This window comes from Psychrobacter sp. NPDC064578 (assembly GCF_044901245.1).
Lineage (GTDB): Bacteria > Pseudomonadota > Gammaproteobacteria > Pseudomonadales > Moraxellaceae > Psychrobacter > Psychrobacter cibarius_C.
Genome location: NZ_JBJDPI010000008.1, coordinates 41,848 through 57,317, shown reverse-complemented (window position 1 = coordinate 57,317; position 15,470 = coordinate 41,848). Strand labels below are relative to the sequence as shown.

Annotated in this window: 11 protein-coding genes; 3 read left to right on the top strand and 8 right to left on the bottom strand. The window is 42.7% G+C overall.

Translation table 11 applies throughout. The annotated features are described in order from the left end of the window. Positions 1-33 precede the first annotated feature (33 nt). A complete protein-coding gene (locus tag ACI2JM_RS10490; RefSeq protein ID WP_045454568.1) occupies positions 34-402 on the bottom strand; it encodes a hypothetical protein in 369 nt (122 codons plus the stop codon). A gap of 35 nt (positions 403-437) precedes the next feature. Between ACI2JM_RS10490 and ACI2JM_RS10485 the strand changes: the two genes are divergently transcribed. Beyond that, complete coding sequence (locus tag ACI2JM_RS10485; RefSeq protein ID WP_404644062.1) at positions 438-1,238, top strand: NAD-dependent deacylase; 801 nt, start codon at positions 438-440, stop codon at positions 1,236-1,238. A gap of 128 nt (positions 1,239-1,366) precedes the next feature. Here ACI2JM_RS10485 and ACI2JM_RS10480 read toward each other — a convergent pair whose 3' ends face one another. The 4 genes from ACI2JM_RS10480 to ACI2JM_RS10465 form a co-directional block, all read right to left on the bottom strand. Beyond that, positions 1,367-2,365 carry an adenosine deaminase gene (locus ACI2JM_RS10480; protein ID WP_201601843.1) on the bottom strand — a complete coding sequence of 333 codons (999 nt, stop codon included), beginning with the start codon at positions 2,363-2,365 and terminating at the stop codon, positions 1,367-1,369. A 211-nt stretch (positions 2,366-2,576) separates the two neighbouring features. Further along, a complete protein-coding gene (locus ACI2JM_RS10475; protein WP_109591531.1) occupies positions 2,577-3,101 on the bottom strand; it encodes a TPM domain-containing protein in 525 nt (174 codons plus the stop codon). 63 nt (positions 3,102-3,164) lie between these two features. Continuing rightward, positions 3,165-4,328 (bottom strand): TPM domain-containing protein, encoded by a 1,164-nt coding sequence (locus ACI2JM_RS10470; RefSeq protein WP_404644059.1) that lies wholly within the window; start codon positions 4,326-4,328, stop codon positions 3,165-3,167. A 261-nt stretch (positions 4,329-4,589) separates the two neighbouring features. Then, entirely contained in the window at positions 4,590-5,222 is a 633-nt protein-coding gene (locus tag ACI2JM_RS10465; RefSeq protein WP_045456163.1) for a LemA family protein, read from the bottom strand. A 1,199-nt stretch (positions 5,223-6,421) separates the two neighbouring features. Between ACI2JM_RS10465 and ACI2JM_RS10460 the strand changes: the two genes are divergently transcribed. Next, positions 6,422-7,969, top strand: a complete 1,548-nt coding sequence (locus tag ACI2JM_RS10460) for a sodium:alanine symporter family protein (protein ID WP_055125213.1) — start codon at positions 6,422-6,424, stop codon at positions 7,967-7,969. A 358-nt stretch (positions 7,970-8,327) separates the two neighbouring features. Here the strand turns inward: ACI2JM_RS10460 and ACI2JM_RS10455 are convergent, their stop codons facing one another. The 3 genes from ACI2JM_RS10455 to ACI2JM_RS10445 all read right to left on the bottom strand — a co-directional run bounded on the left by ACI2JM_RS10455 (position 8,328) and on the right by ACI2JM_RS10445 (position 10,964). Then, complete coding sequence (locus ACI2JM_RS10455; protein ID WP_055125212.1) at positions 8,328-8,933, bottom strand: fasciclin domain-containing protein; 606 nt, start codon at positions 8,931-8,933, stop codon at positions 8,328-8,330. A 183-nt stretch (positions 8,934-9,116) separates the two neighbouring features. Then, positions 9,117-10,067: a fasciclin domain-containing protein gene (locus ACI2JM_RS10450; RefSeq protein ID WP_404644057.1), complete on the bottom strand. Its 951-nt coding sequence runs from the start codon at positions 10,065-10,067 to the stop codon at positions 9,117-9,119. Between the two features lie 342 nt (positions 10,068-10,409). Next, entirely contained in the window at positions 10,410-10,964 is a 555-nt protein-coding gene (locus tag ACI2JM_RS10445) for a fasciclin domain-containing protein (protein ID WP_404644055.1), read from the bottom strand. A gap of 567 nt (positions 10,965-11,531) precedes the next feature. On the opposite strand from ACI2JM_RS10445, the gene metH reads away from it, so the two are divergent. After that, positions 11,532-15,320: a methionine synthase gene (gene metH, locus ACI2JM_RS10440; protein WP_404644053.1), complete on the top strand. Its 3,789-nt coding sequence runs from the start codon at positions 11,532-11,534 to the stop codon at positions 15,318-15,320. Positions 15,321-15,470: the final 150 nt, after the last annotated feature.

The window sequence follows — 15,470 nt, the reverse complement described above, 5'->3', positions numbered from 1 at the left end:
TTATATGATAGGCATTTCGCTTATAACACTCGCCTATTCTGCTTGCTGCAAATTAGCTGCTAGCTGGGCACGGTTGGGCACACGATGATAATTAATCACGGGCACGTTACCCAACAGGCGCTGACCTGAAGCAATTTTCTTATCCATCGTAATCATTGCAATTTTTTTATCTTGTTTACTGAGCAATAAGTGATTGGTTTTGCGTGTGACTCGATAATCAGGAAAATACTGTTTAATCAGTACGGAGGTTTTTTGCAGGTCGTCATTAATAGGTTTTTTCACGCTTTTAGACGATTTATTATGAATTGTCTCACCCACTTTTACGCCGCGTGACTTTGCCAACAACCATAAAGCGGCAATAACAGCAAACAATATGACAAGCCACCAAATTCCATCTATCATTAGAAGAGATATCCATTATTAGCAAGGGTTGGCTCATGTTAGCAGAATTATCACCAGCGTTAATAGCAGAAGTAGAACTTGCTGCTAAATTATTGACATCCAAACAGCATATTTGCATCTTAACGGGTGCAGGGATTTCAGCAGAAAGTGGCATTCCAACTTTTCGAGATAAGCAAACAGGCTTGTGGGAAAACTATGGTGTGGAAGACTTGGCGACACCTGAGGCTTTCACTCGTGATCCAAAACTGGTGTGGTCATGGTATCAATGGCGCAGGCAATTGGTCGCAGATAAAAAACCGAATCCTGCACATTTTGCCTTAGCGCAGTGGCAATACCATACTCAGTCGTCCAACCAATCATTAACGCTTATCACTCAAAATGTTGATGATTTACATGAGCAAGCTGGTAGTACGGTAACTCATTTGCATGGCAATCTGTGGCATAACCGCTGTAGTCAATGCGAGACAGTCTGCCAAAGTCAATCGAGGGGTTCGTATCATAGCGAGGATACAATCAATTTTGATGACACACTGATGACCTGTCGCCATTGCGATGGCTATATCAGACCAGATATCGTTTGGTTTGGCGAAGCATTACCAGTACAAGCATGGCAAACAGCAGAAGATGCGGCGGCGAATTGCGAGGTATTTATCAATATTGGTACCTCCAGTTTCGTCTATCCTGCCGCTGGACTCGCACAGTTAGCGAAACAAAATGGTGCCAAAATTATTGAGATAAATCCCAATCCAACGCCGAATACTATTGTGGATATCACCTTAGCAGAAAAAGCTGGTGTGATTATGCCGTTATTAATCCAGAAAACCACTGCGCTGTAGTCGCTTGCACCTAAGTCGCCTGAACTTAAGTCACTTGAACCTAAAAAGCATACCGTGTAAAAAAGAAAAGGCTTAACGATTGATATCAACCGTTAAGCCTTGGATACTAAAACCTAGTCATAGTTGATTTACTTTAGCGCCAGATCAACTTTCGCCAAATATGCTGCTTTTAATTCATCACTAATAAATGAAGCATTAAAGGAGTTCTTTACCAAAGTAACAACATCGTCTTCTGTTAGCGGTAAATTTTCGCATATATTTATAAAGTTCTGATTCATATAACCTTTGAAATAGGCTGGATCATCAGAGTTTATGGTGATGTTTAGACCATAATCTAGCAGCTCTTTGATATTGTGTTCTTTGTAATTATCAAAGACTTTCAGCTCAATATTTGAGTTCGGGCAAACGGTCAGCGGCATTTGCTCGTCTTTCAGTCTTTGCATCAACTCTGGGCTTTTTATCGATTGCACACCATGATCGATTCTATTGATATTTAATAAGTCCAGTGCTTCATAAATGTACGAAAAATCTGCCTCTTCACCAGCATGAGCGACCAGCTTAAAACCTGCTTCTTTAGCTTTTTTGAACACATCCTTGAATTTTGATGGTGGATTGCCCAGCTCTGATGAATCAAGACCGACACCGATGATGTCATCTTTGAATACCAGTGCTTGCTCTAAGGTCTCAAACGCTTCTTCTTGTGATAAATGCCTTAGGAAACACATGATAATACAAGAGGTGATACCATATTTTTCTTTGGCATCTGCAAGCGCTTCTTTGATGCCTGTTATCACCACTTCAAAAGGTATGCCTCGTTCAGTATGCGTCTGCGGGTCAAAAAATATCTCTGTGTGAATGACGTTATTTTCAACACACTTAAGTATATATTCCCACGTTAAATCATAAAAATCGTCTTTAGTGATCAGGACATTTGCGCCTGCATAGTAGATATCTAAAAAGGTTTGCAAGTTGGTGAAGTTGTAGGCGTTGCGCACATCTTCTATGTTTTTATAGGGAATCTCTATCTGGTTCTTTTTGGCCAATCTAAACATCAGCTCAGGTTCTAGTGAGCCTTCAATATGTAAATGCAGCTCAGCTTTTGGTAATTTCTTTATTAAATCAATCATAGGATTCCAGTGACGGCTTTTTGTAGTAGAGTACTTTTGAGAAGTGCTTTTGAGAAGCGCCTTTATAAATGCAAAGCCTGTATAGACGCTTGAGCAATATATCAGTCACCCTCGATTTCTAGAGGCGCTATTATATTGTAATTGATGCCAAAACCCTATAAAAGAACACGATGCTAGCAAAATAACAAGCCATCAGATTCCCTCATCTACGTTACTTCAAAAACACCACAGTATCAGACAACTCGTTACCCGCTGGATCCTGCTCCAAATGATAATACTGACGCAGCACTTGCCCAACTTCATCTAACAATTCAGCAAGGCTTTCTTCGGTTTTTTGATTGGCAATACCTGACACGGCCTTATCACACATCGCCCGCCAAACGGTGGGGCTGACATGAGCACTGATACCACGATCAGCTACGATCTCTAACTGATGCTCGCAAATATTGACATACACCAAGACGCCCGTATTCTCCTCAGTATCCCAAACTCGATACTCACTAAACAGCTCAATCGCACGTTCGCGACAGCCAATATAATACGCCTCTTGAATCGGCAGATGGTTTTCTACAATCAAAAACACCTCACCCCGATGCCCTCGCTCTGCATGGGTCACCTCGTCTGTTAAACGTGCTTTGGCCGCTGCTGTTAACCATTTACTATGCAATATAGGAATAAATAAGACTTGACGCCACCAGCGGGCAAAACTGGGATTTGACGCGTTGTTTTCTGACATTTTACTATTTCCTCAAATACGTCATTGCTGACGGTCGTTTAGTATCCGTTCTTACTTAAGCATCTACCAAGAGCCACCAGCACCGCCGCCGCCAAAACCACCGCCGCCACCACCGAAGCCGCCGCCGCCGAAACCACTACCTCCAGAGCCGCCGCCACCGCCCATACCAGGTAGGAATATCATACCGCCGCCTCTACGACCGCCGCCAGATCCACCTTTACCACCGCCGCCGCCACCTCGTGAAATCAAAAATAGCCATAAGAAGATAGCCATAATAACGGTCATAAAAAAACCACCGCCTAAGGCTAACGATCCCGCAAAAAACCCACCAGCAGTAATAATAGAACCAAATACACGACCAAAAATACTGGTAATAAAGCTTCCAAATATCATTGCCATAATGAATAAAAATATGGGCGATGGTAGCTCGTCTGAACCTTGTTGTGCACTACGCTCGGCTGCTTGCGCATCGGCACGAGCCAATACCTCAGGATCAGCAGTCAGCCGCGTTTTGAGTGCGTCAACGCCAGCTATTATCCCAGCGCCGTAGTTATTTTGTTTAAATAACGGCGTGATATCTTCACGAATAATACGATTGACGGCAGCATCTGGTAAGACACCTTCTAGTCCATAACCCGTCAAAATGTACATATCACGGTCATTGACGGCGACTACCATGAGTAAGCCATCATCGATGTCTTTATTGCCCAGCTGCCACTTCTCAGCTACTTGTAGAGCATAGTCAAAGATAGGAACACCATTGGTCGTAGGAACGATAACCACCACTGCTTGGGCAAGACCTTGCTGATAAATATTTCTAAGCTGCGCCTCTAGACGCTGTTTTTCTTGCGGATTTAGAATATTAGCCTGATCAACGACAGGGTTATTTAATATGAGCTTATCGGCATCGACACTGGGTGCATTTGACTGTATAGGAGAAGGATTTGCAGCTGTTGACCCAACTGTTGCCTCATTATTAGCCGCATTGGGGTTAATCGCCTCATTACCTAAAATGGCATCATTGATTGCATCATTACCCAATACAGCGTCATTGATCGCTTCATTAGACTCGCCCGCTTTGGCAATCGCTACCAAGTCCTCAACACTACGACTTTGCGTGTCTGAGGTGCTATCAATGGCTTCATTAGGCGCAGCATACAACACAGACGCACTACTGACGCTGAGTGTGAACAGTAATACTGATAGGATTGCTTTTGAATTGTTCATCTAATCTATACCACCTCAAGTGACATCTGTACTGAGTGAATCTACGTGATACCATTCACAAAAATTAGCATAGCAAAGAAACCAAATTTGACATAGCCAATCGTACTTTTGGGATTTGGTATTCATTTAATAGGCATTCATATCCATCAATACCTTTAAAAATGTGGCTAAGCAAACTAGTGGCTAACTAAGCTAAACGATAAAAATGTAAACAAACAGAGCGGCAAATCCCGCTCTGTTTTCATCTCTATTCAATCATCACTACTCAGCTGTCGCTGACTTATCATCACCGAAGTCAACACTTGGTGCGGTTGAAATAGCGTCTTCATTCGCCACGCTAAAGTTCGGCTTGGCATTCATACCAAATACTTTTGCTGTAATGTTGGTTGGGAACTGGCGCACCGTCGTATTATAGCTTTGCACTTCTTGAATATAACGGTTACGAGCGACGGCAATACGGTTTTCAGTGCCTTCGAGCTGGGCTTGTAAGTCTTGGAACAAAGCATCTGACTTTAACTCAGGATAACGTTCAGAGACAGCCATCAAACGTGATAATGCACCTGTCATCTGTTCCTGTGCAGCTGCATAACGCTCCATCGCTTCTGGATCATTCAATACTTCTGGCGTCACAGTAATGCTACCAGCACGAGAACGTGCCTCAGCTACTTGAGTAAACACTTCTTGTTCTTGCTCAGCATACTGCTGCACGACTTTGACTAAGTTTGGCACCAAATCAGCGCGGCGTTGATATTGGTTCACCACTTCTGACCACGACGCGGTAACTTGCTCATCTTGAGCCTGCAGGTTGTTGTAGCCACAACCGCTTAGACCAACGGTAGACGTCGCTAACACGGCTGCGAGCAATATGGGTTTTACAATTGATTGACGCGTCATCATTGTTTCTCCTAATAATGGTAAATAATAAATAGCCAGTAACACTTTTTTAATAATTTTCTAAAGCTTGTATTTTGAAGCTGATACATGAGGTCATGCAAATGTATGTCTATTTATATTGAAGCCGTATATTTTTTATAATAAAGGCACATCACTTATATTAAAGCCACACTAAACATAAAAACAGCAATTAATGAGTACGATAGCAATCGTATACCGCCCTATGCTTTCGTCTTATCAACGAAACGAAACTATAGGATAAGATATTTTACACAATGATGGCGCTATCTCAGTATTTTTACAATTAGCCGTTACCAAAACACAACCGCAAAACCACACTGCTATCCCATGACTATTGCTCGTTTTTATTACCTGTCATTGATAACATCTACCTCACAAATATCATCGAACCACTGGCATTATCTTTACTCCATACCTTTTCCAGTATAGAGGAGTGACAGATAAGCGCTGAATGACCGCTCTATTTTTGTGTAGTCGATGTGGCTTTATCTATTGATTCGATATCTAACAACGGTCAAAACGTGCGATATTTTATCGTTATTTGTAGTCATATCTGCCTGACTCAATATGAATATATATGCTTCTGTACAAAGAAAATTCTAGTAATTACTACAAAAATATGGCAAATTGCAGTTACGTAGCCGTACGGTTTGAATACATTTGGTAGTGGACTTATGGCTTGATTAGTATTAGCGAGTTGTTGATTTCTATGTAAAATATTACTCAATTATTAGAGACTCGCTTAATCGTTTCAATCAGCCACACCAACCCTGTAGTCAATCGATACTGCTCACAAAAAGTTGAATGCTATCGGCATGATAAGTATTTAATATTATAACCGCCTGTTTTATCCACCGGTCTACTGAACATTCATCTCAGATATTAAGTGAAGTGATAAGATAAATGTCGCAGTAATTGAGACAGCTTACGCCTTGCAACTATGCTGATACGCATATCGTCGGTAATAAGCATAAGCAAACTGTCAATATTACTGATAAACCAAGCGGATAACTACAGACAACTACAGTCCATTCTTAGTGGCTAAGCGCGTATGAGACTTAACGGATATACATGAGTCGATGTAGATAATTTAACTGCTTAACTTAAATAAGTAAGTTAACCAGTTAGCTTACTCCTAGCATACAGAGCCACTTTGAGACAGTACTAGGAATATACATATGGAAGGTTTAGTTAACTTAGTAAACGGAATTATCTGGAGCCCCGCACTGATCTATCTGTGCTTGGGCGCGGGCCTATTTTATTCCATTATGACGCGCTTCGTACAAGTGCGTCTGTTCGGTGAAATGATCAAATTACTCTTTACTGGTAAATCTAGTGATCAAGGTATTTCATCATTTCAGGCACTTGCCGTATCACTCGCAGGACGCGTGGGTATGGGTAACATCGCTGGGGTAGCTGCGGCTATCGGCTTCGGTGGCCCAGGTGCCGTATTTTGGATGTGGGTCGTGGCCTTCTTAGGCGCATCTACTGCTTATGTTGAGTCTACGCTCGCACAGATTTATAAAGAAAAAGACGTCATCACTGGCGAATATCGCGGTGGCCCAGCTTACTATTTTGAACGCGCACTTGGCCAAAAATGGTATGGCATCCTCTTTGCAATCTCATCTATCCTCGCTTGTGGTATATTTTTACCAGGTGTACAGGCAAACGGCGTTATCAATGCTTTCGCACAGGTAATGGGCGAAGGGTCTGTTATGAGCATTGGCGCCTTAGAAGTTGGCTCAATGCGTCTAGTAGCCTTAGCCATTATCCTTGTTGTATTAGGTATTATCATTTTTGGTGGTATCAAGCGTATCGCAACGTTTACCGAGTATGCCGTTCCTTTTATGGCATTGGGCTATATCGTCCTTGCACTGATCATCATGTTTACTAACTTTGATATGATTCCACAAGTATTCGGTCTAATCGTTAGCGATGCCTTTACTGCTCAAGCAGGTTTTGGTGCAGCGATTGGTTGGGGCGTAAAACGTGGTATTTACTCAAATGAAGCAGGTCAAGGTACAGGTCCTCATGCTGCTGCTGCTGCTGAAGTTGAGCATCCATCACAGCAGGGTTTGGTTCAGGCATTCTCAGTATATGTCGATACCCTATTAGTATGTTCTGCTACTGCCTTCATGATCCTAACAATGGGTACTTACAACATTCAAGGAACATTACCAGACGGTCAGTTCATCGTACAGAATGTCGCTGCTACCACTGAAATCAACGCCCCTGCATTCACGCAAATGGCGATGGAATCTGTTTATGGTGGTTTTGGTAACACCTTTATCGCTATTGCTGTCTTCTTCTTTGCCTTTACCACTATCTTGGCTTACTACTACATCGCCGAAGTGAACGTTGCTTATCTAACGCGCTTTGTCGGTCGCAGTGCCAACAAGACTGGTCTATTCTTAGTCAAAATCTTAATCATGGTGATGGTTGCTTACGGCGGCCTAAACTCAGCTGGCTACATCTGGGCTATTGGTGATATTGGTGTTGGGCTTATGGCTTGGTTGAACATCGTTGGTATTTTGGTCATCTTCATTGTGGCTCGTCCAACACTTACCATGCTAAAAGACTATGAAGCACAGCGTAAAGCAGGTGTTGAGCGCTACAGTTTTGATCCTGCAAAATTCGGCATCAAAAACGCCCCTTATTGGGAAGAGCGTCATCTAAAAGAGCAACAAAGAATGGCAGCAGATCCACTACGTAAAGAGCATAAGTAATATTCTATAACGTAGCTACTATTCTTTAACATAATTGTTATTCAAACCTCCAAAACAAAAGCCCGAAACAATCGTTTCGGGCTTTTTTGTTTCAAACCTTTGCATTCATAAGCCTTCAATAGATATCTTACATAAGTCATCATTACTCTTTAGACTTGCATTAGTGTGAACCAATGAGAGGCTATTTATCTTACTCTCCACTACATTGAACCGTTTTCATGCGACTGACTTATATCAATGCTATGGTAAACATTAGGTATCCCCCAAACGCAAAAAAGCCCAGCTCAATAGCTAGGCTCCTTCGACGTCATTATTTAAATAATTCATTAATCATAAATAAAGAGGCTATAGAAACAACTTACTCAGGCATCAATACTGCATCGATAGTGTGAACCACACCGTTCGTTGCCATGATATCTGTACCAGTAATATTAGCCGTGTTACCAGTCGCATCAGTGATGACATTAGCATCGCTAATATTGATAGTAGCACCATTTACAGTAGCAACATCAGTACCATAAGGAATGTCAGCTGCCATAACGACCATAGGCACTACGTGATACGGAAGTACTTTTTTCAGTAGATCTGTATCGGCTAATAGCTCTTCTTTAGTAACGCCTAGCTTCTCTAAAACAGGAGCAAATGCATCATCAGTTGGTGCAAATACCGTATAAGTCCCAGCATCCATCATCATTGTATCTAAGCCAGCAGCTTGTAATGCAGCCGTTAGAATCGTTAGATTTTCGTTGCCAGCTGCTATTTCAGCAATGCTTTGCGTCGCAGCAGTATCGGCCATTGGATCAGCTTCAGTCATTGGCTCAACTTCGGCAACGGGCTCTACAACCACTTCTTCAGTAGTCACTTCAGGCTCAACAGGATCAGTAGCTGCTTCTTTATCATTACAAGCGGCTAATGACATGGCAGCTGTAACGACAGCGATAGAAAGTAAGTTTTTCTTCAACATAAGTATTTCCTTATAAAGGGATGGTCTGTTAAGTGACTTGTTTAACAAATAACTTAACCCAGTTAATGTATATAACAGCGAACCACTTATCTGTTGCAACTGATAGCAACTAAACAATAGTAATAATGTCGCCTCTGCTATACCAATAACTATAATTTTAACTGATTAATTTCGGATTAATGCTTACTTAGGTAGCAACACTGTATCGATCACGTGTACAACTCCATTGTTCGCTTGTATATTCACGGTCACGATATTAGAGGTACGATTTCTCCCATCGGTAATTTGTTTTTTATCGTCAAATGTGATGCTGCTGCCTTCCAGCATCTCTTGACTGCCTGCCATAATTTCAGAGGCAAAGACGCGGTCGTCTTTAATCACATGATAGGTGAGCACTTTCGTCAACAGCGGCTTATCTTGTAATAGCTGTTCTTTACTTATATTAAGTTCAGCTAATAATTTAGCAAAAGCGGCATTGTTTGGCGCAAAGACAGTAAAGTCAGCGTCTTCATTGGCGAGGGCATCAGCCAGTCCTGCTGCTACCACCGCTTCTTTGAGGATACTGAGATCCTCTGTGGCAACGGCTAGATCGACTATAGACTTGTCAGTAGGTAGCAATACGTCGTCAATGAGGTGAATAACACCATTAGTGGCCAATACATCTGTTTTGATAATTTTAGAGGTATCCCCACTTGCATCCATAATGATATTGGCATCACTAATAGAAAACGCTTGACCATTGATTGTTTCGATACTGTCGCCATAAGGAATGTCAGCAGCTTTGACTGTCATATTGGGAATAACATGATAAGTTAAGACCATGGTTAATAGCTCTTTGTCAGCCAATAACTCTTCTGACGTCACATCAAGCTCTTCCAATAATTCAGCGAATGCAGCATCAGTAGGTGCAAATACAGTAAATTCGTCCTCTGATGACATCAAAACTTTATCAAGTCCAGATGCCTTTAACGCAGCGTTAAGAATGGTTAAATCTTTATTTTCAGCAGCAATTTCTGCAATATTTTGTGTTGGCGCTTCTACAACAACTGAAAAATCATTGTCGTCGTCATTACAAGCGGCTAGCGGCAAAACGGTCATGGCAAGCACCGGAGATAATAGGGTTCTTTTTAGCATGAGTATATCCTTATGTATGAGTCCAAATGGACCATCTACTTTGTCAGTAGCATCCGTCGAATGATTTAAATTGTTAAATGATCAAAGCTTTCAACAAGAAACAAAGATGACTGTCGTTTATTGTCGTAGTGTTAAACAATAATGATGACACGCTTAAAAAATAGCTCAAACATTCTAGATGCCAGCAATTTCATTTAGAAAAGCTTCATCTAAAATAGTTGGCAATTAAAATAGCGTGTATTTAACAATCGTGTCATCAAAGACGGTAGCTGGTACTCATACCAGCTGCATCATACAAAGTAATAGGGATATAATTCTTTAACTGAAATTTTGAAATCAATCTTATTTGGGCAGTAATACTCTATCGATAACATGTACTACGCCGTTATTAGCAGCAATATCGGTTTTTATAATATTGGTAGTACGACCATTTTCGTCCATCAATTTGCCCTGATTGGTGACCATCAGAGTATCTTTACTGAACATAGTAATATTGCCCGGTTTAACGTCTTTCGCATATACTGGCGCAGCACCGTTAATCACGTGATAGCCTAAAATCTTAGTCAATAGTGGCTTGTTGGCAAATAGTTGTGCTTTGCTCATGCCTGTTTCTTGCAGGACTTGTACAAATGCGGCATTGGTCGGCGCAAATATTGTATAGTTTGCATTCGGGTTAGACAAAGCACCCGCCAGATCTGCCGCTACGACGGCTTCGACCAGTAGCGAGAAGTCAGGATTACTTTGGGCAACTTGTACTACGTTCATTTTTGCCATAGATTGACTGTGCATAGGCGCTTTCATGGCTGCGCTTTTGCTTGGCATCATATTATTACAAGCGCTTAAACCAGCGATTGAGAGTGCTAATATACCGATGGTAGCAATTTTAGTAAGCTTCATAACATTATCCTTAATGATTGAGTATTTATTGACTGTTCTATAACTGTCTTGCAGATTAGATCGTCTTCCCTTATAGCAAATACTAGCGCTAATAATAGTGATAAATGCCAAGTGTTATTGAATACAACTATTAACATTTACTAGTAAGTATTGCTTATGAAACATCAATCCTTCTGAAATTAAATTAACATATAACCAAGCTTTATCAATTCCTCTTTACGCAACTTTTTGTAGTACAGGTGTAAACTCTGTCTGACTTTTAAGCACAATCGTTGTGCTTTCATTTATAGAAACAAAGCTTTATGTAATCTTTAAGCGAAATGATATTCATTTGTTCCTAATCGCTTAATGGCATAAACTTTGAACATCATGCTCACTCAATCAGCAGGCAGATTTTTTGTCTAGCATATTGCCAAACAGGAATAAGTACTGTCCCACGTGAGGTATGATTTTCATGCTAGAATAATGCGGATTTGCCCGCGCCTTTTATGAATGTTGCACGCTATTTATTATTCTTATTCTTATTACTTCCCCTTTTATAACATTGACGATATAAGCAGCGCTCCTATGACTCAAACGATGACTTCTCAACCTGCTCCTACTTCTAGTCCATCATCCGCTGATGACTTTATTTTAACGCCACCTGCCGTGTTTCCTTATAAAGAACAGCAATTGACGGCACGTGCACGTATCACCGAGCAAATGGCATCACGCATCTTGATGTTAGATGGGGCGATGGGTACACAGATTCAGACCTATAAATTAGAAGAAGCAGATTATCGTGGTGAGCGTTTTGCCGATATCAGTCAAGACGTACGCGGTAACAATGATTTATTGGTACTGACACAGCCGCACATGATTAAAGACATTCATCACGATCATCTGCTAGCTGGTGCCGATATCATCGAGACCAATACCTTTAACGGTACGCGTCTGTCGATGGCTGACTACGATATGCAGTATCTAGTGCCTGAGCTGAATAAGACAGCAGCCAAGATTGCCCGTGAAGCGGCGGATGAATTTACCGCAAAAACGCCCGATAAACCGCGTTTTGTCGCTGGTGTTGTGGGGCCAACTTCACGCACGTGCTCGCTATCACCGGACGTCAATGACCCAGCTTTTCGTAACATTACCTTTGACGAATTGGTACTAAATTACCGTGAAGCGACCTTATGCCTGATAGAAGGTGGTGTTGATCTCATCCTCATCGAAACAATATTTGATACGCTCAATGCCAAAGCTGCAATCTTTGCCATTACCGGCGTGTTTGATGACATTGGTTTTGAATTACCAATTATGATTTCGGGTACGATTACTGATGCCTCAGGTCGAACGCTATCAGGTCAAACCGCCGAAGCCTTTTATAACTCAATTCGCCATGCCAAGCCATTATCGGTTGGCTTTAACTGCGCATTGGGCGCTGATGCACTGCGTCCGCATATCCAAACGCTATCGAACATTGCTAATACCTATGTGTCCGCGCATCCGAACGCAGGTCTGCCCAACGAGTTTGGTGAATATGATGAAACAGCCGAACAAACCGCTGCCCTACTCGAAGGTTTTGCCAAAGCGGGTATATTAAACATCGTTGGCGGCTGTTGTGGTACGACGCCTGAGCATATCCGTCAAATCGCTAAAATGGTGGCAAACTATCCACCGCGCGTCATTCCAGATATCCCACCTGCCTGCCGTTTGTCAGGTCTTGAGCCATTTACGATTACACCTGAAAGCCTGTTCGTCAACGTGGGTGAACGTACCAACGTAACAGGCTCTAAAAAGTTTTTACGCTTGATTAAAACCGAAGCTTACACCGAAGCACTCGATGTGGCGCGAGATCAGGTCGAAGGCGGTGCGCAAATCGTCGATATCAATATGGACGAAGGCATGCTCGACTCCAAGCAAGCGATGATTCATTTCGTCAACTTGGTGTCTGGTGAACCTGATATCAGCCGCGTACCGCTGATGATTGACTCGTCTAAATGGGACATCATCGAAGAAGGCCTTAAGCGTATCCAAGGCAAGTCCGTTGTCAACTCTATCTCATTAAAAGAAGGTCATACTGAATTCGTTGAGCGTGCCAAGCTTTGCATGCGCTACGGTGCCGCCGTTATCGTCATGGCATTTGATGAAGACGGTCAAGCCGATACTTACGAGCGTAAGATTCAGATTTGTCAACGCAGCTATGATGTGTTGGTCAACGAAGTTGGTTTCCCATCAGAAGACATTATTTTTGACCCGAACATTTTTGCCGTTGCCACTGGTATCACTGAGCACAATAATTATGGTGCGGACTTTATCAACGCCACCAAATGGATTACCGATAACTTGCCCAATGCAATGGTATCCGGTGGTGTCTCTAACGTCTCGTTTAGTTTCCGTGGTAACCCTATCCGTGAAGCCATCAACTCCGTATTCCTCTATCATGCGATTCAGAATGGTCTGACGATGGGTATCGTTAACCCTGCTATGCTTGAGTTGTATGACGATATTCCAAAGGAAGCTCGTGACGCCATCGAAGATGTGATGCTCAACCGCAACCAAGGTGAGAGCGGTCAAGATGCCACCGAACGTCTGATGACTGTGGCTGAGAACTACCAAAACGGTGGCAAGAAAAAAGACAGCACCGTTGATATGTCATGGCGCGAAGGTACGGTAGAAGAACGCATTGCTCATGCACTGGTCAAAGGCATCACCACCTTTATCGAAGCCGATACCAAAGAAGCATGGGAGAAATACCCCAAGCCGCTAGAAGTCATCGAAGGGCCACTCATGGACGGGATGAATATCGTCGGTGACTTATTTGGTGCCGGTAAAATGTTCTTACCTCAGGTCGTGAAATCTGCGCGAGTGATGAAACAATCCGTTGCGTGGCTAAATCCGTATATCGAAGCAGAAAAAGTCGAGGGTGAAAAGAAAGGCAAAATCCTCATGGCAACCGTCAAAGGCGACGTCCACGATATCGGTAAAAACATCGTCGGCGTGGTACTTGGTTGTAACGGCTACGACATTGTCGATCTGGGGGTCATGGTACCGTGTGAAAAAATCCTCGATACCGCTATCGCTGAAGAAGTCGATATCATTGGCTTATCAGGTCTGATTACCCCAAGTCTCGATGAGATGGTCTATGTCGCCAAGCAAATGCAAGAGCGCGGCATGACGCTACCCTTGATGATTGGCGGTGCAACGACCTCCAAAGCGCATACCGCGGTCAAAGTCGAGCCACAATACCAAAATGATGCCGTCATCTATGTATCTGATGCCTCACGCTCAGTCGGTGTAGTCACCAAACTGCTCTCCAAAGAATACCGTCAAGCGCTTATCGATGAAACTCGCGAAGAGTATGTCAAAGTACGTGAACGCCTTGCCAAGCGTCAACCAAAAGCGGCGAAGGTCACGTATGCCGAATCGGTCAAGATTGGTTTTCAGTATGATTGGGAAAACTATGTGCCACCAGTCCCCAATAAGCTGGGGCAAGTGATATTTGATGACTATCCAATCGCTAACCTGCTGCCTTATATCGACTGGACACCATTCTTTATCTCTTGGGGACTGGTCGGTAAGTATCCGAAGATATTGCAAGATGATGTGGTGGGCGAAGCGGCACGCGATTTGTTCGATAATGCCAATGAGCTGATGCAAAAGATGATTGATGAAAAATTAATCGTCGCCAAAGGGGTGTTTAAACTCATGCCTGCTCGCCGTACTGGTGCCGATACTGTCACTGTCTATGACCATGCTATTAAAGGCGGTGCAGCAGAATATCAATTCGAGCACTTACGTCAGCAAAGCGACAAAGCCAGTGGTAAGCCGAACTTTAGCTTGGCAGACTTCATCTCGCCATCAGAGACGCATACCGATTACTTGGGCGGCTTTACCGTTTCTATCGTGGGTACAGAAGCCCTGGCTGAAAAGTATAAAGCAGCAGGTGATGACTATAATGCCATCATGGTACAGGCACTATCTGACCGTTTAGCAGAAGCCTTTGCCGAGCATTTGCACGAGCTAATCCGTAAAGAGTACTGGGGTTACCAACCGACTGAATCACTCACTAATGATGAGATGATTAAAGAAAAATACGTGGGCATCCGCCCTGCACCTGGCTACCCTGCTTGTCCTGAGCATACTGAAAAAGGCAAATTGTTTGATTGGCTGGGTACGGTAGATGCAATCGGTACGACTTTGACTGAAAGCTATGCGATGTGGCCTGCGTCATCGGTCAGCGGATTCTACTACTCACACCCTGATAGTGAGTACTTCAACGTCGGTAAAATCAGCCGTGATCAGTTAGAGAACTATGCTGAGCGTAAAGGCTGGGATATGAAGACTGCTGAGAAGTGGTTAAATCCGAATTTGTAGTCGATTAGCTAATGCAATTATAGAAACCTAATAGTTCTTTTTTGGCTTACTTATTTAATATAAGTAAGCCATTTTTTATGGCATTTCATTTTGCTTACCATCAGCAAACTTATCGCTACGTTAATAGCAAAATACTTTCATCATTTGCTA